Origin of the sequence: Nocardioides abyssi (assembly GCF_030412915.1) — a bacterium.
Classification (GTDB): Bacteria; Actinomycetota; Actinomycetes; order Propionibacteriales; family Nocardioidaceae; genus Nocardioides; species Nocardioides abyssi.
Genome location: NZ_JAUHJR010000001.1, coordinates 826020 through 849875, shown reverse-complemented (window position 1 = coordinate 849875; position 23856 = coordinate 826020). Strand labels below are relative to the sequence as shown.

General features: G+C 74.8%; 23 protein-coding genes. 9 read left to right on the top strand and 14 right to left on the bottom strand.

Features of this window, described 5'->3' with window-relative positions; genetic code table 11:
* Positions 1-58: 58 nt before the first annotated feature.
* Positions 59-751 carry a membrane protein YczE gene (gene yczE, locus QWY29_RS04165; RefSeq protein WP_300959392.1) on the bottom strand — a complete coding sequence of 231 codons (693 nt, stop codon included), beginning with the start codon at positions 749-751 and terminating at the stop codon, positions 59-61.
* Between the two features lie 62 nt (positions 752-813).
* On the opposite strand from yczE, the gene yczR reads away from it, so the two are divergent.
* Together yczR and QWY29_RS04155 are read left to right on the top strand one after the other, a co-directional pair.
* Positions 814-2250 (top strand): MocR-like transcription factor YczR, encoded by a 1437-nt coding sequence (yczR, locus tag QWY29_RS04160; protein WP_300959391.1) that lies wholly within the window; start codon positions 814-816, stop codon positions 2248-2250.
* Positions 2251-2409: 159 nt separating this feature from the next.
* A complete protein-coding gene (locus QWY29_RS04155; RefSeq protein WP_300959389.1) occupies positions 2410-3933 on the top strand; it encodes an ABC-F family ATP-binding cassette domain-containing protein in 1524 nt (507 codons plus the stop codon).
* A gap of 13 nt (positions 3934-3946) precedes the next feature.
* On the opposite strand, the gene QWY29_RS04150 is transcribed toward QWY29_RS04155, so the two are convergent.
* The 7 genes from QWY29_RS04150 to QWY29_RS04120 form a co-directional block, all read right to left on the bottom strand.
* Entirely contained in the window at positions 3947-4414 is a 468-nt protein-coding gene (locus tag QWY29_RS04150; protein ID WP_300959388.1) for an MSMEG_6728 family protein, read from the bottom strand.
* Between the two features lie 41 nt (positions 4415-4455).
* Positions 4456-5175, bottom strand: a complete 720-nt coding sequence (locus tag QWY29_RS04145; RefSeq protein WP_300959387.1) for a DsbA family oxidoreductase — start codon at positions 5173-5175, stop codon at positions 4456-4458.
* Positions 5176-5224: 49 nt separating this feature from the next.
* Positions 5225-6253 (bottom strand): ketol-acid reductoisomerase, encoded by a 1029-nt coding sequence (ilvC, locus tag QWY29_RS04140; RefSeq protein ID WP_300959386.1) that lies wholly within the window; start codon positions 6251-6253, stop codon positions 5225-5227.
* A gap of 98 nt (positions 6254-6351) precedes the next feature.
* On the bottom strand, positions 6352-6891 hold the full coding sequence (gene ilvN / locus QWY29_RS04135) for an acetolactate synthase small subunit (RefSeq protein ID WP_300959384.1): 540 nt from the start codon (positions 6889-6891) through the stop codon (positions 6352-6354).
* Entirely contained in the window at positions 6888-8651 is a 1764-nt protein-coding gene (locus QWY29_RS04130; RefSeq protein ID WP_439117382.1) for an acetolactate synthase large subunit, read from the bottom strand. Before QWY29_RS04130 ends, ilvN begins: the two co-directional genes overlap by 4 nt.
* Positions 8652-9015: 364 nt before the next feature.
* Positions 9016-9813 (bottom strand): 4a-hydroxytetrahydrobiopterin dehydratase, encoded by a 798-nt coding sequence (locus QWY29_RS04125; protein WP_300959383.1) that lies wholly within the window; start codon positions 9811-9813, stop codon positions 9016-9018.
* Positions 9810-10226 (bottom strand): VOC family protein, encoded by a 417-nt coding sequence (locus QWY29_RS04120; protein ID WP_300959382.1) that lies wholly within the window; start codon positions 10224-10226, stop codon positions 9810-9812. Before QWY29_RS04120 ends, QWY29_RS04125 begins: the two co-directional genes overlap by 4 nt.
* Before the next feature lie 169 nt (positions 10227-10395).
* On the opposite strand from QWY29_RS04120, the gene QWY29_RS04115 reads away from it, so the two are divergent.
* From QWY29_RS04115 to QWY29_RS04105, 3 genes are read left to right on the top strand one after another with little or no spacing between them, the layout of a single operon-like run.
* Complete coding sequence (locus QWY29_RS04115; protein WP_300959381.1) at positions 10396-11115, top strand: hypothetical protein; 720 nt, start codon at positions 10396-10398, stop codon at positions 11113-11115.
* A gap of 57 nt (positions 11116-11172) precedes the next feature.
* The gene (locus QWY29_RS04110; protein ID WP_300959379.1) at positions 11173-13179 is read left to right on the top strand and encodes a sensor histidine kinase; all 2007 of its coding nucleotides are present in this window, start codon (positions 11173-11175) and stop codon (positions 13177-13179) included.
* The gene (locus QWY29_RS04105) at positions 13172-13831 is read left to right on the top strand and encodes a response regulator (RefSeq protein ID WP_300959378.1); all 660 of its coding nucleotides are present in this window, start codon (positions 13172-13174) and stop codon (positions 13829-13831) included. The genes QWY29_RS04110 and QWY29_RS04105 overlap by 8 nt, the downstream gene beginning before the upstream one ends.
* Here QWY29_RS04105 and QWY29_RS04100 read toward each other — a convergent pair.
* From QWY29_RS04100 to QWY29_RS04080, 5 genes are all read right to left on the bottom strand, one after another.
* Positions 13797-14525, bottom strand: a complete 729-nt coding sequence (locus tag QWY29_RS04100) for a GNAT family N-acetyltransferase (protein ID WP_300959377.1) — start codon at positions 14523-14525, stop codon at positions 13797-13799. The two genes, QWY29_RS04105 and QWY29_RS04100, sit on opposite strands and share 35 nt — an antisense overlap.
* Entirely contained in the window at positions 14522-15538 is a 1017-nt protein-coding gene (locus QWY29_RS04095; protein WP_300959376.1) for an LD-carboxypeptidase, read from the bottom strand. Before QWY29_RS04095 ends, QWY29_RS04100 begins: the two co-directional genes overlap by 4 nt.
* On the bottom strand, positions 15535-16473 hold the full coding sequence (locus QWY29_RS04090; RefSeq protein ID WP_300959375.1) for an FUSC family protein: 939 nt from the start codon (positions 16471-16473) through the stop codon (positions 15535-15537). Before QWY29_RS04090 ends, QWY29_RS04095 begins: the two co-directional genes overlap by 4 nt.
* 110 nt (positions 16474-16583) lie before the next feature.
* A complete protein-coding gene (gene ilvD / locus QWY29_RS04085; protein WP_300959374.1) occupies positions 16584-18278 on the bottom strand; it encodes a dihydroxy-acid dehydratase in 1695 nt (564 codons plus the stop codon).
* Positions 18279-18337: 59 nt separating this feature from the next.
* Positions 18338-19420, bottom strand: coding sequence for a WD40/YVTN/BNR-like repeat-containing protein (locus QWY29_RS04080; RefSeq protein WP_300959373.1), 1083 nt, complete (start codon positions 19418-19420; stop codon positions 18338-18340).
* Between the two features lie 42 nt (positions 19421-19462).
* Between QWY29_RS04080 and QWY29_RS04075 the strand changes: the two genes are divergently transcribed.
* From QWY29_RS04075 to QWY29_RS04060, 4 genes are all read left to right on the top strand, one after another.
* Positions 19463-20341, top strand: a complete 879-nt coding sequence (locus tag QWY29_RS04075; protein WP_300959372.1) for an EamA family transporter — start codon at positions 19463-19465, stop codon at positions 20339-20341.
* A 111-nt stretch (positions 20342-20452) separates the two neighbouring features.
* Positions 20453-20671, top strand: coding sequence for a hypothetical protein (locus QWY29_RS04070; protein WP_300959371.1), 219 nt, complete (start codon positions 20453-20455; stop codon positions 20669-20671).
* A 254-nt stretch (positions 20672-20925) separates the two neighbouring features.
* Entirely contained in the window at positions 20926-21852 is a 927-nt protein-coding gene (locus QWY29_RS04065) for an alpha/beta fold hydrolase (protein ID WP_300959369.1), read from the top strand.
* A complete protein-coding gene (locus tag QWY29_RS04060) occupies positions 21852-23084 on the top strand; it encodes a PQQ-dependent sugar dehydrogenase (RefSeq protein WP_300959367.1) in 1233 nt (410 codons plus the stop codon). The genes QWY29_RS04065 and QWY29_RS04060 overlap by 1 nt, the downstream gene beginning before the upstream one ends.
* Here the strand turns inward: QWY29_RS04060 and QWY29_RS04055 are convergent.
* Positions 23074-23832, bottom strand: a complete 759-nt coding sequence (locus QWY29_RS04055) for an ECF transporter S component (protein WP_300959600.1) — start codon at positions 23830-23832, stop codon at positions 23074-23076. The genes QWY29_RS04060 and QWY29_RS04055 overlap by 11 nt on opposite strands.
* Positions 23833-23856: the final 24 nt, after the last annotated feature.

Below are 23856 nucleotides of genomic sequence, written 5' to 3'. Positions count from 1 at the left end.
GGTAGTCCGTGACGTCCCGCAGGCGGATCCGGCGTTTTCACCTGCCGAACGTCACGGACTACCCCCGCGACGGCCGCCCGCCTGTGGACAACGAGCGCGCAGAGGGGTCGAGCGCGATGGTCCAGCCGGGGAGCCAGGCCTGGGTCAGCGGGCCGATGGCGAGGGCGTAGAGGACGGTGCCGAGGCCCAGGACGCCGCCGAGGAGGAGCCCGACGAGGACGACGGTGACCTCGATGCCGGTGCGGACCAGGCGGATGGAGCGGCCGGTGCGGCGGGCCAGGCCGGTCATCAGGCCGTCGCGGGGGCCGCGGCCGAGCTGGGAGCCGATGTACATGGCGCCGGCGTACCCGCAGAGCGCGACGCCGCCGACGACGAGCAGCACGCGCAGGACGAGCGAGTCGGGCCGGTCGAGCGCCCAGAGGGTGGCGTCGGCGGAGAGGCCGACGACGACCGCGTTGCTGACCGTGCCGAGGCCGGGCACCTCGCGGAGCGGGATCCACAGCAGCAGCACCACGAAGCTCATCAGCACGACGGCCTGGCCCAGCGTGATCGGCAGGTAGCGGATCAGGCCGGAGTGCAGCACGTCCCACGGCGCCAGGCCGAGGTCGGAGCGGACCATCATCCCCAGGGAGACCCCGTAGAGCACCAGCCCGACGTAGAGCTGCACGAGCCGTCGCGGGAGCCGGCCGGCCCGGAGCTGGGCGAGCGGTCCGAGGTCGGCGAGCACGGGGCGGGCGGCGAGGTCGGTCACCGGTCCAGCATGCGCGCCGATTGGACTGCTCACCAATAGCCAATCGTGCGAGAGTGGTCTGCATGCAGCAGACCGTCAGCGCCGCCCGGGTCGCCACGCTCGTCACCGGGTTCAGCCGGACGCCGGCGTACGCCGGGCTGGCCGACGCCCTCACCCTGCTCATCGGGGACGGCCGCGTGCCGCTGGGCGCGCGGCTGCCGAGCGAGCGCGAGCTCACCGACGCGCTGGGGGTGTCTCGCACCACGGTGACCAGGGCGTACGCCGCGTTGCGCGAGAGCGGGTACGCCGAGGCCCGCCAGGGCGCGGGCACCTTCACCCGGGTCCCGGGCGGGCGCGCCAGGTCCCACGACCGGGCGCTGCTCCCCCGGCCCGGCGACGACGCGGCGATCGACCTGAACTGCGCGGCGGCCACGGCCCCGGCGGGGCTCGCGGCGGCGTACGCGGACGCGGCGGCCGACCTGCCGGCGTACCTCGGCGGCCACGGCTACTTCCCCGCCGGCCTGCCCCGGCTGCAGGCGGCGATCGCGGCGACCTACGAGGCGCGCGGCCTGCCGACCGACCCGGCGCAGGTGATGGTCACGCCCGGGGCGCTGAGCGCGGCCGGCATCGTGGCGGCGGCGTTCACGGGTCGCGGTCAGCGGGTGCTGGTGGAGTCGCCGGTCTACCCCAACGCGACGCAGGCGCTGCGGCGCACCGGCGCGCGGCTGGTCGAGGCCCCGGTCGACCCCGATGGCTGGGACCTCGACGCGGTCGGCGCCGTGCTGCGCCAGACCCGGCCGGGGATGGCCTACCTCGTGCCGGACTTCCAGAACCCCACCGGTCACCTGATGAGCGACGCCCAGCGCGAGGAGTACGCCGACCACCTGCGCCGGGCGGGCACGGTCGCGGTGGTCGACGAGGCGCACCAGGCGCTGGCGCTCGACGGGCAGGCGATGCCGCGGCCGTTCGCCGCGCACGCGCCGGGGACGATCACGATCGGCAGCGCGAGCAAGAGCTTCTGGGGCGGCCTGCGGCTGGGCTGGATCCGCGCGCCGCACGAGCGGATGGCCGACCTGACCCACGCCCGGGTGGCGATGGACCTCGGCGCACCGGTGCTCGAGCAGCTCGTGCTGGCGCGCCTGCTGGCCGACGGCCCGGTGCTGCCCGACCACGTCACCCGGCTGCGCGAACAGCGCGACGCGCTCGCGGCGGCGCTCGCCGAGCACCTGCCGGAGTGGCGGTTCCGGCTACCCGGCGGCGGGCTCGCGGTGTGGTGCGAGCTGCCGCGGCCGCTCGCCACCGCCGTCACCGCCGAGGCCGAGCAGCGCGGCGTGATCGTCGCGGAGGGGCCGGTCTTCGCCGTCTCGGGCGGGCTCGACCGCTTCGTGCGCATCCCGTGGACGCGCCCCGCCCCGGAGCTGGAGGAGGCGGTGCGCCGCCTGGCCGCGGCGTGGGCGGCCGTGCGCGACCGCCCCGCCGGTGCCGCGGGCCGGCGCACCGGCCGGGTGATGGTGGCCTGAGCCGAAAACCGGTGGAGGGGCCGGCGACGCGGTCGTAGGGTTCGGCCCGTCCCATCCCCGAACGACAGGACCCCCGTTGCTCCTCTGAGGTGGATCCTCGCGCCGCTGCCGAGCCGTCCGGCCGCTGCGACGCACCGTCCTCGCCTCCCCGGGAGCACCATGCCCGCGTCCGTCGTCACCTTCTCCTCCGTCGAGCTCACCTGGCCCGACGGCACCCCCGCGCTGCGGGGGCTCGACCTGCTCGTCCCGCCCGGCCGCTCCGGCCTGGTCGGCCTCAACGGCTCCGGCAAGTCGACCCTGCTGCGGCTCGCCGCCGGCGAGCTGCGACCCACCCGCGGTCACGTCACGGTGGCGGGCGAGGTCGGCCACCTGCGCCAGGACCTCACCGCCGACCCCGCCCGACCGGTCGCCGACCTCCTCGGCCTCACGGCGCTGCGGCGTGCCCTCCGCGCCGTCGAGGCCGGGTCGCTCGACCAGGCCGACTACGACGTCGTCGGCGACGACTGGGACGCCGAGGACCGAGCGGTGGCGGAGCTGGCCCGCCTCGGCCTGCCCGCCGACGTGCTCGACCGCCGCCTCGGCGAGCTCTCCGGCGGCGAGGTCACCCGCCTGGGGCTCGCGCGCGTCCTGCTCGACCGTCCCGACGTGCTGCTGCTCGACGAGCCCACCAACAACCTCGACGCCGAGGCCCGCGGCCACCTCCACGACCTGGTCTCCGGCTGGAACCGGACCCTGCTCGTGGTCAGCCACGACCGCGAGCTGCTCGAGCGCGTCGACCGGATCGGCGAGCTCCGCGACGGCTCCGTGCGGTGGTACGGCGGAGGCTGGTCGTCCTACGCCGCGAAGGTCGCCGCGGAGCAGGAGGCCGCCGAGCGGGCCGTCACCGCGGCCCGGTCCGACCTGCGGCGTCAGCAGGCGGACCGGGTCGAGGCGGAGCGGGTCCTGGCGCAGCGCCGGCGGCAGGGCCGGGCCGTCCAGCTGTCCGGCAGCCTGCCGCCGATCCTCGCGGGGAGGAAGCGCAACGCTGCGGAGCGATCGGCGGCGTCTTACCGCAAGGTGCACGAGGAGCGGCTGGACGCCGCCCGCGGGCGGCTCGACGAGGCGGAGTCCCGCCTGCGGGAGGACCGGGAGATCCGGATCGACCTGCCCGGGACCGAGGTGCCGCGCGGCCGGGTCGTGCTCGACGGCGTGCTGCCGGTCAGCGGGCCGGACCGGGTCGCGGTGGTCGGGCCCAACGGGTCGGGCAAGACCACGCTGCTGCGCCAGCTGGCCGAGGAGGCGCTGGTGCCGGTCGCCTTCCTCACCCAGCGGCTCGACCTGCTCGACGACGCCCTCAGCGTGGCCGACAACGTCGCCGCCCGGGCGCCGGGTCACGAGCCGGGCGAGGTGCGGGCGCGGCTGGCCCGGTTCCTCTTCCGCGGCCGGGCCGCGGAGCGTCCGGTCGGTGTGCTCTCGGGCGGTGAGCGGTTCCGCGCGACGCTGGCCGCGCTGCTGCTGGCCGACCCGGCCCCGCAGCTGCTGCTGCTCGACGAGCCGACCAACAACCTGGACCTGGCGTCGTACGACGCGCTCGTCTCGGCGCTCGCGTCCTACCGCGGGGCTTTGGTGGTGGCCAGCCACGACCAGCGGTTCCTCGAGGACCTCGGGGTCGAGCGGCTGGTCGACCTGGGGGCCCAGGCCTGAGCCGGCTCGTGGGTCAGGCCGCCGCGGTCGGGTCGCCCGGCCAGACGTAGGGCAGGTCGTCGGGCACCTCGGGGAAGAGCGGGCCGTAGAAGTCGGGGTCCTTGCGGACCAGGTTGGACTGGTGGCTGCGGTGCAGCGCCTCGTCGCCGAGCCACGGCGGCAGCGCGCCCGCGTCGGCCAGCTCGGCCTGGGTGCGCACGTCGCGCACGCCCGCGGAGGCCAGGTCGGTGCCGATCGTGGCCGCGCAGGTGTCGCCGTACCCCAGCTCCACCCACGCCTCGCAGCACGCGAAGGAGTAGCGCCCCAGCGCCTCGAGGTGGCCGCGCCACATCTTGACCGCCGGGTGGTTCCGCCACCCGTACGTCGGGTAGGTCAGGCCGCGGATGACCTGGATGCACTCAACGCGCTGCTTCCCCAGGCGCTTCTGGTCGAGCACGCGGGCCGAGCGGTCGAAGTCGGCGTACGGGAGGAAGGTCTGCACGGCGCCCCGGTGCCCCGCCGCCGTCCGGGAGAACCCGACGCTCAGATGGCGCAGCCGTCGGGGCCGCAGGCGTCGGCGTCGCCACCGACCGGCGTGAGGACCGGGTTGGCCTCGGCCCACGCCTGGGTGAGCACCTGCTCGAAGACCTCGGTGGGCTGGGCGCCGGAGACGCCGTAGCGCTGGTCGACGACGAAGAACGGCACGCCCGTGGCGCCGTACGCCCGGGCCTGGGCGACGTCGGCGGCGACCGCGTCGGCGTACTCCTGGCTCGCGAGGACCGCGTCCACGCGCTCCTCCCCCGCCGCCGCGGTGAGCCCGGCGGTGCGGGCCGCGGCGCGCAGGACGTCGTGGTCGCCGACGTCCTCGGCCCGCAGGAAGTACGCCGCCAGCAGCTGCTCCTTGAGCTCGCGCTGCAGCGCGGGGCCGCCGGTCTCGAGCGCCAGGTGCAGCAGGCGGTGGGCGTCGACGGTGTTGGTGTGGACGTTGTCGAAGAGCTTCATGTCCAGCCCCTCGCCGGCGGCCGTCTCGATGAGCGACTGCATGCCGGCGCGCATCTGCTCCTCGGACTGGCCGTACTTCTTGGCCAGCTGGCTCAGCGTCGACTCGTGGCCGTGCCGCGGGGCGGAGGGGTCCAGCTCGAAGGAGCGGTAGACGACCTCGACGGCGTCGCGGTGCTCGAAGCCCGCGAGGGCCTTCTCCAGACGGCGCTTGCCCACGTAGCACCACGGGCAGACGACGTCGCTCCAGATCTCGATGCGCATGAGACCGGAACGCGTCGCCTGCCCGCGTTTGTTCCTGGTGCGGCTCGCGTCAGCGCGTGGCGGTGCCCTCGGTGTAGTCCGAGTCGTGGCTCTTGACCCACGCCATGAGCTTGCGCAGCTCGCGCCCGGTCTTCTCGATCGGGTGCTGCTCGCCCTGCTCGCGGAACTTCTTGAACTCCGGCGAGCCGTTCTCCTGGTCGGTGATGAAGCGCTCGGCGAACGAGCCGTTCTTCACGTCCTCGAGGACGGCGACCATGTTCTGCTTCACGCGCTCGTCGATGACGCGCGGGCCGGAGACGTAGTCACCGAACTCGGCGGTGTCGGAGACCGACCAGCGCTGCTTGGCGATGCCGCCCTCGTACATCAGGTCGACGATCAGCTTCAGCTCGTGGAGGCACTCGAAGTAGGCGACCTCGGGCTGGTAGCCGGCCTCGGTGAGGACCTCGAAGCCGTACTGCACCAGCTGCGAGGCGCCACCGCAGAGGACGGCCTGCTCGCCGAACAGGTCGGTCTCGGTCTCCTCGGTGAAGGTGGTCTTGATGCCGCCGGCACGCAGGCCGCCGATGCCCTTGGCGTAGGACAGCGCGAGGTCCCAGGCGGTGCCCGAGGCGTCCTTCTCGACGGCGACGAGCACGGGCACGCCGCGCCCGTCGACGTACTCACGACGCACGAGGTGGCCGGGGCCCTTCGGCGCGACCATGAAGACGTCGACGCCCTCGGGCGGGGTGATGTAGCCGAAGCGGATGTTGAAGCCGTGGCCGAAGACCAGGGTGTCGCCCTCGGCGAGGTGGGGGGCGATCTCCTCGGCGTAGATCTTCCGCTGGTGCTGGTCGGGGGCGAGGATGACGATGACGTCGGCCTCCTCCGCGGCCTCGGCCGGCGTGACGACGCGCAGGCCCTCGGCCTCGGCCTTCTCACGGCTCTTCGAGCCGGGCTGCAGGCCGACGCGCACGTCGACACCGGAGTCACGGAGCGACAGCGCGTGGGCGTGGCCCTGGCTGCCGTAGCCGATGACGGCCACGTTCTTGCCCTGGATCAGGGACAGGTCGGCGTCGTCGTCGTAGAACATCTCAGCCACGAGGGCTTCTCCTTCTGGTTGGGTCCTGCCGGTTGGCGGCAGTCGGTGTCGGTGGTGCTGGTCCGGTGAGGGGTACGCCGGCGGGCCGGGGTCGGCGGTCAGCCGGCGGCGGGGCGGGCGGGGACGGTGACCGGGCGCAGGCTGCGCTCGGAGATCGACCGCGAGCCGCGGCCGATCGCGACCATCCCGGACTGCACGAGCTCGCGGATGCCGAACGGCTCGAGCACGCGCAGGAAGTCGGCGATCTTGCCGGCGTTGCCGGTGATCTGGATCGTGACGGCGTCGGGGGCGACGTCGATGACCTTGGCCCGGAAGAGCTGGACGGTGTCGAGCACCTGGCCCCGGGTCTCCGCGGTGGCGGCGACCTTGACCAGGACGAGCTCGCGGTCGACCGATGCGGTCGGGTCGAGCTCGACGATCTTGATGACCTCGACCAGCTTGTTGAGCTGCTTGGTCACCTGCTCCAGCGGGGACGACTCGACGTTGACGACGATGGTCATCCGCGAGACGTCGGCGTGCTCGGTGGGGCCGACGGCGAGCGAGTCGATGTTGAAGCCGCGGCGGCTGAAGAGGCCGGCGATCCGGGCGAGCACGCCGGGCTTGTCCTCCACCAGGACGCTCAGGGTGTGCTTGCTCATGCGGGGCGGACCTCCCAGTCGTCCTCGACCCGGTCGAAGTCGGGTGCGAGGTCACGTGCGTACTTGATCTCGTCGTTGCTCTTGCCGGCGGCGACCATCGGCCAGACCATCGCGTCGCGGTTGACGCGGAAGTCGACGACGACGGGCACGTCGTTGATCGACATGGCCTTCTCGATGGTCGCGTCGACGTCGGCCGGGGTCTCGCAGGCCAGGCCGACGCAGCCGTAGGCCTCGGCGAGCTTGACGAAGTCGGGGATCCGCTTGGAGTGCAGGTCGGTGTTGGAGTAGCGCTCGTTGTAGAAGAGCGTCTGCCACTGCCGCACCATGCCGAGCGACTCGTTGTTGACGATCGCGACCTTGATCGGGATGTCGTTGATCGCGCAGGTGGCCAGCTCCTGGTTGGTCATCTGGAAGCAGCCGTCGCCGTCGATCGCCCAGACCGTGGTGTCCGGCGCACCGACCTTGGCGCCCATCGCGGCCGGCACCGAGTAGCCCATCGTGCCCAAGCCGCCGGAGTTGAGCCAGGTCATCGGCTTCTCGTAGCCGATGAACTGCGCGGCCCACATCTGGTGCTGGCCGACGCCGGAGGTGTAGATCGCGTCGGGGCCGGCGATCTCGCCGAGGCGCTGGATGACGTACTGCGGCGCGAGGCTGCCGTCGGCCGGGGTCTCGTAGCCCAGCGGGTAGCGGCGCTTGATCCCGGAGAGGAACTCCGCCCACGCCTCGAAGTCGCCGGTGTGCCCGGCGTCGGCCTCCGCCTTGAGCACCGTGACCAGGTCGGCGATGACCTCGCGGCAGTCGCCGACGATCGGGACGTCCGCGTGCCGGTTCTTGCCGATCTCCGCCGGGTCGATGTCGGCGTGGATGACCTTGGCGCCCGGGGCGAACGAGTCGAGCCGGCCGGTGACCCGGTCGTCGAAGCGCGCGCCGAGGCTGATGATCAGGTCGGACTTCTGCAGGCCGGCCACGGCGGAGACCGAGCCGTGCATGCCGGGCATGCCCAGGTGCTGCGGGTGGCTGTCGGGGAACGCCCCGCGCGCCATCAGCGTCGTGACGACCGGCATGCCGGTCAGCTCCGCGAGCGCCCGCAGCTCGGCCGACGCGCCGGAGCGGATCGTGCCGCCTCCGACGTAGAGCACCGGCCGGCGCGACTCGAGGATGAGCTTGGCCGCCTCGCGGATCTGCTTGGCGTGCGGCTTGGTCACCGGGCGGTAGCCGGGCAGCTGCAGCTCGGTCGGCCAGCGGAACGACGTCGCCGCCTCCAGCGCCGACTTCGCGATGTCGACCAGGACCGGGCCGGGGCGGCCGGTGGAGGCGATGTGGAAGGCCTCGGCCACCCGCTGCGGGATGTCCGCGGGATCGGTGACCAGGAAGTTGTGCTTGGTGATCGGCATCGTGATGCCGCGGATGTCGGCCTCCTGGAAGGCGTCGGTCCCGATCATCGCCGCACCGACCTGGCCGGTGACGGCCACCATCGGCACGGAGTCCATGTGGGCGTCCGCGATCGGCGTGACGAGGTTCGTGGCGCCCGGCCCCGAGGTCGCCATGCACACGCCCACCCGGCCCGTCGCCGCGGCGTACCCCTGCGCGGCGTGGCCGGCGCCCTGCTCGTGGCGGACGAGGACGTGGCGGATCGAGGAGTCCATCAGCGGGTCGTACGCCGGGAGGATGGCGCCGCCCGGGATGCCGAAGATGTCGGTGACCCCCGCGGCCTCCAACGACCTGACCAGGCTCTGTGCGCCCGTGATCTGCTCGGTCATTCCTGCTTCCCCGTTCCGGTGGTGGTGCCTGGTGCTGCCTGTGCCTGCCCAACAAAAAACCCCTCGGCCGCAGGCGGCGAGGGGTGACGCGCTGGCGGGAGCCGTCTGGCTCAGCCCACGCGTCGCGTGCGTACAAGGAGGTCCTGGCGCATGCGACCACGGTAGCCGCCCGGCCCCGCGCCCGTCACCCGGTCACGGCTGCCGTCCCAGCATACGGGACGCAAGTCCCACATGTTGGGCCGGGGTCGCGGGCGTCAGCTTCGTCGGGGCCCCGGCGAAGCTGACGGTCCCCCGACGAAGTTTCATCGGGGGACCGTGAGGTCCATCGGGTCCCCGATGAACCTCACGGGTGCCCGGGCGACCGTCAGGCGTCGCGGCCGAGCCAGGTGGTGATGCACGCCCGGTTGCCCTGGGCGTCGGCGAGGACCCAGAACCGCGGGGCGGCACCGTCGTCCACGAGCGTGCCGCCGGCCTCGACGGCGGCGCGGACGCGGGCCTCGGCGACCTCCGGCGGGACGCGCAGGTCGAGGTGGAAGCGCTGCTCGACGTCGCCAGGGGTGCGCGGCTCGGACTCCTGGAACCACAGGGTGGGCCCGTGTCCGGTGGGGTCGCGCAGCTCGTCGGGAGTCTCGTCGTCGCCCTCGTAGCCGAGCAGCGCCGCCCAGAACGGGCGGACCGCCTCGAGGTCGTGGGTGTCGAGGGCCAGCTCCAGGACCGACAGCCGGTGCGGCTCGGGCGTCGCGCCGACCCGGCCGGCCGCGTCGCTGATGCTGCGGGCGAGCCGCACGTCGCGCTGGGTCACCCCGCCGACGTCGTGGCTGGCCAGGCGGACCACGACCGCGGCGTACGTCAGCTCGACGTCGGGGTGGTGGTCGGCCGCCTCGGCGAGCTCGCCGATCGCGGCGACCAGGCGCAGGCCGGTCGCGAAGTCGCCGGTGTCGAAGCGGGCGTGGAGCTGGTCGAACATGACCCGCCAGTCGGCGAGCAGCTCGGCCTCCACCTCGTGGCCCGACAGCACCGTGCGGTCGTCCTGCCCGCCGGCGCCGGGAGCGGCGTTCATCGCCTGGGTGGTCGGCTCGACCGTGGTCTCGCCGTGGACCTGGGCGCCGGGGTGCGGGCCACCCTGCGCGCCCGGCTCCGACTCGTCACGGGGATCGCTCATGGCAGCACCTTCAGTCCGATGGGTCCGGGGTTGTGCGCGACCTCCCACCGATACCCGTCGGGGTCGGCGAAGTAACCGGTGTAACCGCCCCACGCCCGCGGCTGCGCCGGCTGCACGGGGTCGGCGCCGGCGGCGCGGGCGGTGGCCAGCACTGCGTCGACCTCCGCCGGGGTCGCGACGTTGTGGGCGAGGGTGAACGGGGCGACCCCGGGCCCGGTCGCGATCGGGCCGACCTCGGCCTCGAACGCCGCACGCGCCCAGAGCGAGAGCACGAGCCGCTCCCCCACCCCGATCATCACGACGTCGTCGGGCACCTCGAGCGCCGGCTCCCACCCGAGCCCGTCGCAGTAGAAGGCGCGGCTCGCGCCGAGGTCGGCCACCGCGAGCGTCACGAAGCTGATCCGCTGGTCCATGGGCCGACCCTGCCACCACCCGCCGACAGCACCCGCCGACACCACCGGCCGACACACCTCCCGGCACTGCCCAGCGACTCGGGACGCCCCGCCCTCCCGGCCGGGACGGCAGGCGCACCAGGCTCGGGGCGACCGAGCAGCACCCCTCCCCTGCCTCCAGGAGCCCACCATGACCGCGATCGACGCCCTCACCACCCCGCCCCCCGGCCCCACCACCTCTCCCTCCCGACGTACGCCGCGGGGCGGCCGTGCCTGGGGCGCGGCCGGGGCGGTGGCCGGCCTGGCCGGCGTCGTGGCGGTGCAGTCCTCGATGCGGGTGGACGCGGCGTACTCCGACGACGCCCGCGGCGCCGAGGCGATCGCCGACCGGCTGGCCGACCAGGTGCCGCAGCTGGTCGTGCTGCACGTCGCCTCGATGGTGGCGTGCGTGCTGCTGCTCGTCGTCGCGGCCGGCCTGCGCCGCCGGCTGCAGGACCAGGCTCCGGCCGGCAGCCTGCTGCCGGACGTGGCGGCCGGCGGCCTGCTGCTGACGAGCGTCGTCGCGCTGATGGGCTCCGCGTTCACGACCGAGACGATCTTCGCGGTCGGCGACGAGGAGTGGCCGCTGACCACCGAGTTCGCCGCCGTCGTGGCGCACTGGGTCGGCACCGTGCCGTGGCTGTGGGTGGGCGCGGGGGTCACCGGCGTCGCCGTCGCGGTGGCCGCGCTGCGCCACGCCGCGGCCCCGCGGTGGCTCGGCTGGGTCTGCGCCGTGCTGGGCGGGCTGACGCTGGTCGCCGGGATGTCGCCGCTGCAGTACCTCGCCGGCATGCCCGGCCCCGTCCTGGTCCTGGTCCTCGGGCTGGGCTTCGCGCTGGGCGACCGCGGCGACCGGCCACGCCGCGCCTGAGGGAAGAACGTGCCGAACCCCCGCGCGGCGGCCCCGGCGCCGCCTACGCTGCGCGCCATGTCGACCCTCGACACGGGCCTGCAGCCGCCCACCGCCCCGCTGCTCCCCCTGCCCGCGCCGGGCACCCGGCCGGTGGGGCGCCCGCTGGTGGCCGGCGCCGTGGCGGTCGTGTCCTGGGCGCTGGTCGTGGCCGCGCTGGTGCTCCTCGCGCTGGCCCGCCCGCCGGTCGACGAGCGGATGTGGTTCCTGCTGGTCGACCTGACCGTGGGTGGCGTCTACGGCACGGTCGCGGCGGTGACGCTGGCCCGGCGCTCCCACCCGGTGCCGTGGCTGCTCGCGGTGGCGGCGGTCGGCGGCGGACTGGCCGCGCTCGGCGCGACGTACTCGATGCTCGACCTGCGCCACGCCGGGCTGCCGTGGGTCGAGCAGGTCTCGACGCTCCAGGGCACGGCGTGGATGCCGGGCACGCTCGCGCTCTTCCTCGTGGTGCCCTGGCTGGTGCGCGACCGCGCGCTGGGGCCGGTCGAGTGGGTGGCGGTGACCGCCGGTGCGGCGCTGGCGGTGTGGCTGCCGGTCGCGTCCTACCGCTTGGACCCGCACTTCTTCGACTGGGTGCGCCTGGCGATCGCGCTCGGGGTGGTGGCCGCGCTGGCGGTCGAGGTGCGCCGGCGACGCGGCCCGGTCGAGGAGCGCACCGGCCTGGGCTGGCTGGCGCTCGGCACGCTCGTGCTCGCGCTGTCGTTCCTGCCGCTGGTGGTCACGTCGGTGACCCTGCCGATCTGGGTGACCCCGGCGATGCACCTGGCCTCGCAGGCCGTCTTCCCCGCGGCGGTCCTCGTCGTGGTGCTGCGCAACCGGCTGTGGGGCCTCGGCCTCGTCGTCAGCCGGACGGTGCTCGCCGGCCTGCTGGCGACCGGCCTGGTCGGGCTCTACCTGTTGGTGGTGGTGCTGCTCACGCGTGTCCTGCCCGGCGAGGGCACGGCCCAGCTGGTGGCGGCCGCGTCGGTCGCGGTGGCCGTGCAGCCGGCGCGGATCGTGCTGGCCCGCCGCGTGCACCGGCTGGTGTACGGCGACGCCGCCGACCCCGATCGCGTCGTGCGGCGGCTCGGCTCGCAGCTGGTCGGGGACGCGCCGGTCGCCGAGCTGCTCGCGTCGCTGGCCGAGGACGTCGGCCGGTCGGCCCGGCTGGAGTCGGTCGCGGTGCTCGCCGACGGGATGGAGCCGGTCCGCTGGGGCCGACCCACCCAGCAGCCGCAGGAGCTGGCGCTGCGCCACCGCGGCGAGCGGGTCGGCTCGCTCGAGGTGACCCCGCGGCCCGGGGAGTCGCTGGCGCCGCGCGACCTCGCGACCCTCGCCGACCTCGGCTCCGTGCTGGCCGCGTCCGTGGCCGTCGCCCGGGCCGCGGCCGACGTCGACGCGCTGCGGGTGCGGCTGGCGTCGGTGCGGCTGGAGGAGCGGCGGGTCATCCGCCGCGAGATCCACGACGGGCTCGGTCCCTCGCTCGCCGGCATCCGGCTCGGGCTGCAGGGGGCGCGCAACCTGCTGGCCACCGACCCGGCCGCGGCCACCGAGCTGCTCGGCCACCTCCAGGGCGAGGTCGACGCCGCGGTCGCCGGCGTCCGCAGCCTCTCCCACCACCTGCTCCCACCCGTGCTGGACGAGCTGGGGCTCGGCGCGGCGCTCACCGAGCTGGGCGCCCGCCACGGCGCGGGCGACCTGCGCGTGGAGGTGGTGACCGACCGGTTCGACCAGCTGCACCCGCTGGTCGCCGCGGCGGCGTACGGCATCGCCTCGGAGGCCGTCACCAACGTCGTGCGGCACGCCGGCGCCTCCCGCTGCCGGGTGATGGCGCAGCGCAGCGACGGCGGGCTCGTGCTCGAGGTCGTGGACGACGGCCGCGGCATCGCCCCGGACGCCGTCGCGGGCGTCGGGTCGCGCTCCATGCGCGAGCGCGCACTCGAGCAGGGCGGCAGCCTCCACGTCACCCCTGCGCCCGGCGGCGGCACCGTCGTCCGCGCCGTCCTGCCCGTCGAGCCGACCCACCCGGAGGAGCGCCATGACTGAGCCCACCACCCGCCCCATCCGGGTCGCGGTCGTCGACGACCACCCCGTCTTCCGGCTCGGCATGGCCGGGCTGCTCGGCTCGCTCGACGGCATCGAGGTGGTCGCCCTGGCCGAGGACGCCGCTCGCGCCGTCGAGCGGGTCACCGAGGAGGTCGACGTGGTCCTGATGGACCTCCACCTCGGCGAGGACTCCGGGATCGAGACGACCCGCACCCTCGTCCGCGCCCTGCCGCACCTCGCGGTCCTGGTCATCACGATGGACGAGGACGACGAGTCGGTGGTGGCCGCGGTCCGCGCCGGCGCGCGGGGCTACCTGCTCAAGTCGGCGTCCCCCGAGGAGGTCGAGCGGGGCATCCGGGCGGTCGCCAACGGCGAGGCGATCATGGGCCCGCAGGTCGCGGCGCGGGCGATGGCGAGCCTGACCGGCAGCCGGACGTCGGTGCAGGTGCCCTTCCCCGAGCTCTCCGACCGCGAGCGGGAGGTGCTGGACCTGGTGGCCCGCGGCTACGACAACGCCACCATCGCCCGGCGGCTGGTGCTGAGCCCGAAGACCGTGCGCAACCACGTCTCCAACGTGCTGGCCAAGCTCGGCGTCCCCGACCGCGCCCAGGCGATGATCACCGCGCGGAGGGCGGGCCTGGGCGGGGAGTGAGCTCGACGGCCAGGCGGGTGCGCTGGCGGCCGGCGTCGTCGAAGTTGGCCGGGTCGAGCCACCGCTCGTGGGCGGCCCGCACGTGCGGCCAGTCCTCGTCGACGACCGCGAACCAGTCGGTGTCGCGCGAGCGGCCCCGGGTGACCATGTGCCGCCGAAAGCGCCCCTCGTAGGTGAACCCCAGCCGCGCCGCCGCCCGCCGGCTCGGCTCGTTGAGGGAGTCACACTTCCACTCCACCCGGCGGTAGCCCCACTCCTCGACCGCCTGCGCGACCATCAGGTGGATCGCCTCGGTCGCGGCGCGGGTGCGCTGGAGGTGGCGGGAGAAGAGCACGCTGGAGATCTCGACGACGCCGTGGACGGGCTCGACGCGCCAGTACGTCGCCAGGCCGGCCGGCTCGCCGGCGGCCGGACCCTCGGTCGGCACGATCGCGTACGTCCGCGCCTCCGGGTGCTCGACCAGCGGGCGCAGCAGGTCGCGCATCCCGGCGGCGTCGTCGGGCGGGCCGGTGGGGCGGTAGGTCCACAGCGGGGCGTGCTCGGGCCGGCCGAGCGCGGCGTGCAGCGGCTCGGTGTGGTCGAGGGCCAGCGGCTCGACGCGGACGTAGCGGCCCGTCATCGTCACCGACTGCGGCAGCGGGCGGGGCGTCCAGCCGGGGACCACCTCGCCGACGGGACGCGCCGGCTCGCTCACCACTCCTGCACCACCTCGTGGCGGGTGCCGTCGACGACGACCCGGGCCCGGCCGCCGTTGACGAGCGGGGCCTGCGGCTGGACGTGCCCCAGGTCGACGTCGAGCACGACGGGCACGTCGAGGCCGCCGAGCGCGTCGGCGACCGCCTCGCGCTGGCTCATCGACGGGTGGTCCGGCGCGGCCGTGCGGCCCACCAGCACCGCGTTGGCGTGCTCGAACCAGCCGGCCAGGCGGAGGCCGTGCAGCATCCGACCGATCGTGAACGGGCCGTCCTCGCAGGCCTCGAGGTAGACCAGCAGCCCCTCGTCGGCGTGCTCGCGGCCGAACGCCGCGACGTCGCCGTACGGCGTGCCGGCAATCGGGCCCATGATCTCCACGCAGCCGCCGATGAGCCGGCCGGTCACGTCGGCGCCGCCCCCGCCGAGGACCGACCAGGAGCCGGTGGCGTCGAGCGTCATCGTCCGCACGCCGGGGTCGGCCTCGTAGTCGTCCCAGCCGGTCGAGCGGTAGCGCCCGGGGCTGCGCTGGGCCACCGGCCCGGTCGCCGACGCCACGTCGACCCAGTGCAGCAGCCCCTCGGGCGGGTCGTAGGGGCTGTCCATGTAGTTGCCGCCGTGCAGCGTGCCCCACCCGAGCCGGGTGGTGAGCGCGACGAGCAGCAGCGAGGTGTCGCTGAAGCCGACCAGCCAGGTCGGCTCCGCCTGCGCCAGCGCGTCCCAGTCGAGGAGGTCGAGCAGGTCGATGCCGAGCTCGCCGCCCCAGGGCGGCACGACGGCGGCGATCGTCGGGTCGCAGAGCATCGCGGTCAGCTCGGCCGCGCGGCGCTCCTTGGGCGCCGAGGTCACCCCGGGCGTGCCGAGGCACTCCCCGAGCACCGTCTCGAGGCCGCGGTCGGCCAGCGCGGCGACCGCCGCGTCGAGACGGCCGCGCATCGAGGGCTGGACGCCCGCCGACGGCGCGGTCACGCCGATCCGGTCGCCGGGGCGCAGGGGGCGGGGGAAGCGCAGGCTCATCCCGCCATCCTGCCCCGTCGCCCCCGGAGGGCCAGGGCGCGGGCGCCGCCACCGACGACCAGGCCGACGACGACGCCGATCACGGTCTCCACGCCCCGGTCGAGCAGCAGCGTCGAGGTCGGCACCGGGGAGACGAGGTGGATCATCAGCAGCGCGAGCGGGGTGACGGCCACCAGCGCCACCGCGTAGTTGCGGCCGATGAGCAGCTCGGCCGCCACCTGGAGCGCCACGACGACCAGCACCGTGCCGAGCGGCGCCAGGTCGAGGGCGAGCAGCATGCCGGAGAGCGCCAGCCCGGCCGCGGTGCCCAGCACGCGGTGCACCCCGCGGACCACCTGCCGCAGCGGGTCGGCGGCCACGAGCGGCACCACGGCCGAGACCATCGCCCAGTAGGGGTGGCCGATCCCCAGCCCGGTCGCCAGCGACCCGGCCAGCAGCACCGCGAGCGCGCTCGGCCCGACGTGGCGCCACAGGCCCGTGGTCCGGTCGGCGGGCGGCCGCACGGCGGCGTACCCCCACTGGCGGCGGAGCCAGGCGCCGGCGTTCCCCACGAGCAGGGCGTACGCCGCCGTGGCGCCGGCGACGAGCGCCGCGACCAGCGCGTCGGCCGGGTCGCTGGGGATCGACGCGCACGCGGTGAAGGCGAAGACCGGGAAGAGGGCGCCGGGCGGGTGCCAGCGCTGGCGGTCCGAGAGCAGGGCAGCGCCGGCGGTGAGCAGCGCGGCCAGCGGGACAGCCAACCAGGCGCGGTGCGACGAGGAGCCGACGAGGACGCCCGCGGCCACCACGCCGGTGAGCAGGACCCCGACCTCGGTCTGCAGGCGGACCCGCAGGGGGCCGACCCGCTCGCGGCCGTAGAGCGAGGTGAACGCGCCGAACGCGGCGTAGATCGACCACTCGACGCGGTCGGCGGCGAGCAGGACCAGCAGCGGCACCAGCACCGAGACCCCGGCGCGGGCGGCGACCCGGTGCGCGCCGGCGTGCGGCCCGAAGCCGAGCAGCTCCCGCAGGAGCCGCTCGGCCCGGGACCCGGTCGAGGCGCCCGTCAGCTCGTGACCGCGCCGTGCGCGGCGGAGCGGACGGTGGCGGCGTACTTGCCCAGGACGCCACGGGTGTACTTCGGCGGGTTGGGGGTCCAGCCGACCTTGCGGTCCTCCCAGTCGTCGATCTCGACCTCGAGGCTGCGGTTGAGCACGTCGAGCGTGATCTGGTCGCCGTCGCGGACGAACGCGATGGGGCCGCCGTCGACGGCCTCGGGCGCGACGTGGCCGACGCAGAGGCCGGTCGTGCCGCCGGAGAAGCGGCCGTCGGTGAGGAGCAGGACGTCCTTGCCGAGGCCGGCGCCCTTGATCGCCCCGGTGATCGCGAGCATCTCGCGCATGCCGGGGCCGCCCTTGGGGCCCTCGTAGCGGATGACGACCACGTCGCCGGCGACGATGCGGCCCTCGGCGAGGGCGTCCATCGCGGCGCGCTCGCCGTCGAAGACCCGGGCGGTGCCGGTGAAGACCGACTCGTCGAAGCCGGCCGACTTCACGACCGCGCCCTCGGGGGCCAGCGAGCCCTTGAGGATGGTCAGGCCGCCGGTCTTGTGGATCGGGCGGTCGAGGCTGCGGATGACGTCGTCGTCGAGGTCCGGCGGGGCCAGGTCGGCGAGGTTCTCGGCCAGGGTCTTGCCGGTGACGGTGAGGCAGTCGCCGTGCATGAGGCCCGCGTCGAGCAGCGCCTTCATGACGACCGGGATGCCGCCGACCTTGTCGACGTCGTACATGACGTACTTGCCGAACGGCTTGAGGTCGCCGAGGTGCGGCACCTTGTCGCCGATGCGGTTGAAGTCGTCGATGGTCAGGTCGACCTCGGCCTCGCGGGCCATGGCCAGCAGGTGGAGCACGGCGTTGGTGGAGCCGCCGAGGGCCATGACGACGGTGATGGCGTTCTCGAACGCCTCCTTGGTCATGATCTGGCGGGCGGTGATGCCCTGGCGCAGCAGGTTGACCACGGCCTCGCCGGACTTGTGGGCGAAGCCGTCGCGGCGGCGGTCGACGGCCGGGGGCGCGGCCGAGCCGGGCAGCGACATGCCGATCGCCTCGGCGACCGCGGCCATCGTGTTGGCGGTGTACATCCCGCCGCAGGCGCCCTCGCCGGGGCAGATCGCGCGCTCGACCTTGTCGACCTCCTCGCGGGAGATCTTGCCGGCCAAGCAGGCGCCGACGGCCTCGAAGGCATCGATGATCGTGACGTCCTTGCCGTCCACGTTGCCCGGCATGATCGAGCCCGCGTAGAGGAAGACGCTGGAGAGGTCGAGGCGGGCCGCGGCCATCATCATCCCCGGCAGCGACTTGTCGCAGCCGGCCAGCAGCACCGAGCCGTCGAGGCGCTCAGCGCTCATGACGACCTCGACCGAGTCGGCGATGACCTCGCGGGAGACCAGCGAGTAGTGCATGCCCTCGTGGCCCATCGAGATGCCGTCGGAGACCGAGATCGTCCCGAACTCCATCGGGAAGCCGCCGGCCGCGTGCACGCCGCCCTTGACGGCCTTCGCCAGGCGGTCCAGCGACAGGTTGCAGGGGGTGATCTCGTTCCAGCTCGACGCGACGCCGATCTGGGGCTTCTCCCAGTCGTCGTCGCCCATCCCGACCGCCCGCAGCATCCCTCGCGCCGCGGCCCGCTCGAGGCCGTCGGTGACGTCGCGGGAGCGGGGCTTGATGTCGGGCGTGGGCTTCTGGGGGTCCTGCTGGGTCATGGCGGCAGCCTAGTCGCGGCCTCCGACGGCCCCCGGCCCGTCCCACCCGGTGTGACCGGTCAGACGGCCGCGGCGCGGACCACCACCACGTCCGGGAGGTCCGCGACGAGGGTGCGCCAGGTGTCGCCCGCGTCGGTGGAGCACCACACGGTGCCGTTGCGCGCGCCGACGTACACCCCGGCCTCGGCGTGCTCGTCGGTGCACATCGCGTCGCGCACCACCGCGGCCCACACCCCGTCGGGCAGCCCCTCGCCGAGCTCCTCCCACGACTCCCCCGCGTCGCGCGAGCGCCAGACCCGCGCCCGGCCCTCGGGCGGGAACCGGCCGTCGCCGAGCGGGAAGACGTAGACGGTGTCGGGGTCGTGGGGGTGCACGACGACCGGGAAGCCGAAGTCGCTGGGCAGGCCGTCGGCGATCGAGGTCCACGTCGCGGCGTGGTCGTCGGAGCGGTAGACCCCGCCGTGGTTCTGCAGGTAGAACCGCTCGGGCCGTGCCGGGTGGCGGGTCACCTTGTGGACGCACTGCCCGAGCTCGGGGAACTGCTCGCCCTCGGGCAGGAACTCCGCCTTGATGCCGACGTTGCGCGGGCGCCACGACGCGCCGCCGTCGGAGGTCTGGTAGACGCCGCCGGTCGAGATCGCGACCGTCACCGACGCGGGGTCGGTCGGGTGCGGCAGCACGGTGTGGAACGCCTGGCCGCCGAAGCCCTCGCCCCACTGGGCGCGGTGCGGGTGGTCCCACAGCGCCCGCTCGAGCGTGAAGGTCTCGCCGTGGTCGGTCGACCGGAAGACCGCGCCGGGCTCGGTGCCGGCCCAGACCACGCCCTCCTCGGCACCAGGCACCAACTGCCAGACCCGCTCGACCGAGGAGTCGACGTCCTCGGGGAAGCGCACCGCCCCGCCCGGCGTCTGCTCCCAGGTCTCGCCGAGGTCGTCGGAGCGCCACACCTGCGGGCCCAGCCACGTCGACGACGCGCCGGCCAGCAGCCGCACCCGCCCGCCGCACGTGTCGACCAGGCAGGAGTAGACCTCCTCCATCGCGAAGTGCGGACCGCTGAGGGTCCACTGCTCGCGGGCCTCGTCCGAGCGCCCGACCCAGAGGCCCTTGCGGGTCCCCACCATCACCACCGTGCCGCGTGCCATCCCCGCTCCTCCCGCCGTGGGCGTGTCCCCTACCTTGACCCGGTGACGCGGACGAACTCATCGGCGCCGGTCCGGTCGGTCTCCCCGGTCTGGCTCGTCCTCGTCGGCATCGCCTCGGTGCAGCTCGGCGCCTCGGTCGCCAAGTCGCTCTTCGACGAGGTCTCGCCCAGCACGATCGTCTGGCTGCGGCTGGTGACCAGCGCGCTGGTGCTGGTCGCGGTGGCCCGGCCGGCGCTGCGCGGCAAGACCCGGCAGGACTGGCTGGTCGTGCTGGGGTACGGCGCGTCGCTGGGCTGCATGAACTGGGCGATCTACCAGTCCTTCCAGCGCATCCCGCTCGGGCTGGCGGTCACCATCGAGTTCGTCGGCCCCCTGACGCTCGCCGTGCTCGGGTCGCGCCGGCTGCGCGACCTCGCCTGGGTCGGCCTCGCCGGCATCGGGGTGCTCCTGCTCGGCTTCGAGCGCACCGACCTCGACCTCGCCGGCGTGGCCTACGCCGTCCTCGCCGGCGCCGCGTGGGCGGCGTACATCCTGCTCAGCGCGGAGACCGGCGCGCGCTGGCGCGGCCTCGACGGGCTGGCGGTGGCGAGCGTCGTGGCGACGCTGCTGCTCTCCCCCGTCGCGCTGGGGAGGTACGGCGACCAGCTGGCCGACCTGCACGTCGTCGCGATCGGTGCGCTGGTGGGCCTGCTCAGCTCAGTCGTGCCCTACACCTGCGAGCTCGTGGCGCTCCGGTCGATCAGCCCGTCGGTCTTCAGCGTGCTGATGTCGCTGGAGCCGGCCGCCGCGGCACTCGCCGGCATCCTCGTGCTCGGCGAGCTGCTGGCCCCCGTGCAGTGGCTCGCGATGACCTGCGTGGTGGTGGCGAGCGTCGGGGCCACCCGGTCGGGCCGCACGCTGGCCGATCCGGTGCCCGACTAGCTCCCCGGTTCGGCCGCCCGCTCGGCCGCCCGCCCGGCCGGCCCGGGCCCGTTCACCGGCTCGTCACACGCGGGTGACCCGGGCGTCGCCGCGGCCTCCTAGCGTCGAGCCATGGCCCTCCGCGCGACCGTCCCGCTCCTCCCGACCCTCGTCCGCCGGGTCCGGGAGTGGCCCGAGGAGTCGCAGCGGCAGGCCAGGCGCAACGCCATGGTCGCCTCCACCGCGCTGGCCCAACGCCGTGCCGAGCGCACCGAGGTGGAGGAGTTCCTGGCCGCCCGGGCGGGGACGGCCGCCCCGGCGGCCCCGACCCGTCGCGTCGCGCACGGCTGAGGTCGCCGGCCGGGGCCGCTCTCGGGGCCTCGGGCCGGCGACCTCTTCCGACCTCGCTCGACCGGCGGCGCTGGGTGGTGCTGGTGTGACCGGTGGGGTCACTTCGCGGCCATTCCTCCCGCTTCCCTGCCACTGCATCGGCCGCGGAGCGTGAGGATCCCAAGTCAACTTGGGAAGTTCCCGCTCCGCGGCCATCCCGTTACCTCCACCACGAACGGCGGCCGGGCGGAGGGCTGCTCTGGCACGCTGGAGCCATGCAGTCGACCGCGCGCACCGCGCCCGCCGCCACCATCGCGTTCCGCGACGTGCTCTCCGACGACGGCACCCGGCTGCGCGCGTGGACCAACGACCCCGAGGGTCGCATCGCCGGGCCGACCGTGCTGCTGTGCAACGGGCTGGGCACCAACCCGCTGGCCTGGCCGGCCCTCCTCGAGCCCGACTGCGGCGTGCGGGTCGTGTCGTGGAACCACCGCGGCACCGGCGGCTCGGACCGCCCGGCCGACCCCGACGCGTGCGGCGTCGACGAGCTCGTCGAGGACGCGTTGTCGGTGATGGACCACTTCGGCCTCGATCGCGCGGTCGTCATGGGCTGGTCGATCGGGGTCAACACGATGTTCCAGCTCGCCGTCGACCACCCCGAGCGGGTCAGCGGGCTCCTCGCCGTGGCCGGCGTGCCGGGCGACACGTTCTCCACGATGCTCGGCCCGCTGCGGCTGCCGCGGGTGGCCGCCCGCGTCGCGACGACCGGCATCACCCGGGCGGTCAAGGTCGTCGGCCGCGCGATCACGCCGGTCACGTCCCGCCTGCCGATCGGCGAGAAGACCGTGGCGGTGCTCAGCCACACCGGCTTCATGTTCCCCGTGGCCGACCCGCAGCTGACGGCCGCGGCGGTCAAGGAGTTCCTCAGCACGCCGATCGACTGGTACTTCCACATGGCCCTCACCACCGCCCAGCACCGCCGCGTCCCGCTGAGCCGGGTCGGCGTGCCGTGCGTCTTCGTCGCGGGCCGGTGGGACCTGCTGGCCGGCGCCCGGCACATGGAGACGGCCGCCGCGCGGGTCGCCGACGGCACCTACGTCGAGCTGCCCGGCTCCCACTTCGTGCAGATGGAGCACCCCGACGAGGTGCACCGGCTGCTCCTCGAGCTGGTCGCGCGCGTCGGCGACGAGCGGGCCGCCTGATGCGCGACCCGCACCGGCGCACCCGCCGCACGCTCGCGGCGTACGCCGTCGGCGCGCTCGTGCTGCCGGTCGTCCTGGCCGGCTGCGGCCAGGGCGGCGACGAGGTCGACATCGACGTCACCGGCACCGCGCCGGCGAGCCCGTCCGCGAGCTCGTCGGGCAGCTCCTCCGCCGGTCCCTCGACCGACCCGTCCGCGGGCTCCGCCGGTGGCGAGCAGGTCGAGCTGCCGACGTCGAGGCGGCCGCGGGTCGTGGCCACGGCGGTCACGGGGCTCGAGGCGCCCTGGGGCCTGGACTTCTTCGCCGACGGCGACGCGATCGTGACCGAGCGCGACACCACCCGCGTCCTGCGGGTCTCCCCGGACGGCGAGGTGACCGAGCTCGGCGCCGTCGACGCCGCCGCGCCCGAGGGCGAGGCCGGGCTGCTCGGCGTAGCGCTCTCGCCGGACTTCGAGCAGGACCGGCTGGTCTACCTCTACGTGACCACCGGCGAGGACAACCGGGTGGTGCGCGCCGAGCTCGACGGCGACCGCCTCGGCCCGACCGAGGACGTGCTGACCGGCATCCCGAATGGCTTCATCCACGACGGTGGCCGGCTGCTCTTCGGCCCCGACGGCCACCTCTACGTCTCCACCGGCGAGATCGGCGAGCCCGCACGCGCGCAGGACCGCGACGACCTCGGCGGCAAGATCCTGCGGATCACCCCCGACGGGGACCCGGCGCCCGGCAACCCGTTCGGCTCCCCCGTGTGGTCGTGGGGCCACCGCAACGTCCAGGGCCTCGCGTTCGACGGCGAGGGTCGGCTGTGGGCCTCGGAGTTCGGCGACAGCACCTGGGACGAGCTCAACCTCATCGAGAAGGGCGCCAACTACGGCTGGCCCGAGGTCGAGGGCCGCGCCGAGGGCCGCGCCGAGGGCACCGTCGAGGGCGGCCCGAGCGGCGACTTCGTCGACCCGCAGGCCCAGTGGAGCACCGACGAGGCCTCCCCCTCGGGCTTGGCGTACGCCGACGGCCACCTCTACCTCGCGGCGCTGCGCGGCGAGCGGCTCTGGCGGGTGCCGGTGGACGGCGACGGCGCGGGCGAGCCGGAGGCGTTCCTGGTCGGCGAGCTCGGCCGGATGCGCACCGTCGCCCTCGCGCCCGACGGCCGGCTGTGGCTGACCACCAGCAACCGCGACGGGCGCGGCGACCCGGCCGACGAGGACGACCGGATCCTGGTGCTCAAGCCCTGACGGGCTCCTGCGCGTCGTCCGCGGACCGCACGGTCCCGACGACGGTGGCGCGCCGGGCGGCCCGGCGCAGCGTGGTGAGCACCGCCGGCCCGAGCAGCACGATCGCGACCAGGTTGGTGACCGCCCGGACGGTGTCGAAGCTGCCGGTCGACGTGACCAGCGTGTAGACGAGGAACGTCGAGAGGTTGTCGAGCAGCGGCGCCCCGGGCACGAACGCCAGCGACCCCTCGTGGCCGGGCACCTGCACGCCGAGCAGGAACGGCCACGACGAGAGGTTCATCAGCGCGCCGAAGAGGTACGCCGCGACGACGCCGTACGCCGCCAGCATCGCGATCTCCCACCGCCCGCGCACCCGCCGCGGCAGCAGCCCGGCCCCCATGCCGAGCCAGGCCGAGCACATCATCTGGAAGGGCAGCCACGGGCCGACGCCGGCGGTCATCAGCGCCGAGGCGAACAGCGACGTGCAGCCGAGCACGAAGCCGAACCCGGGGCCGAAGACCCGCCCGGCCAGCACCAGCATGAAGAAGACCAGCTCGACCCCGGCCGTACCGGCGGAGACCGCGCGGAGCACCGCCTGCACGGCGCTGAGCACGCCGAGCATCGCCAGCACTCGGGCGTCGAGCCCGCCCTCGGTGAGCTCGGCGAGGACGACCGCGACCACGACGGGCAGCAGCGCGACGAAGAGGAACGGCGGGTCGACCCGCGCCTCGCCGGGCGCCTGCAGCAGCAGCGGCCAGCACAGCATCATCAGCCCGGCCAGCGACGCCACCGC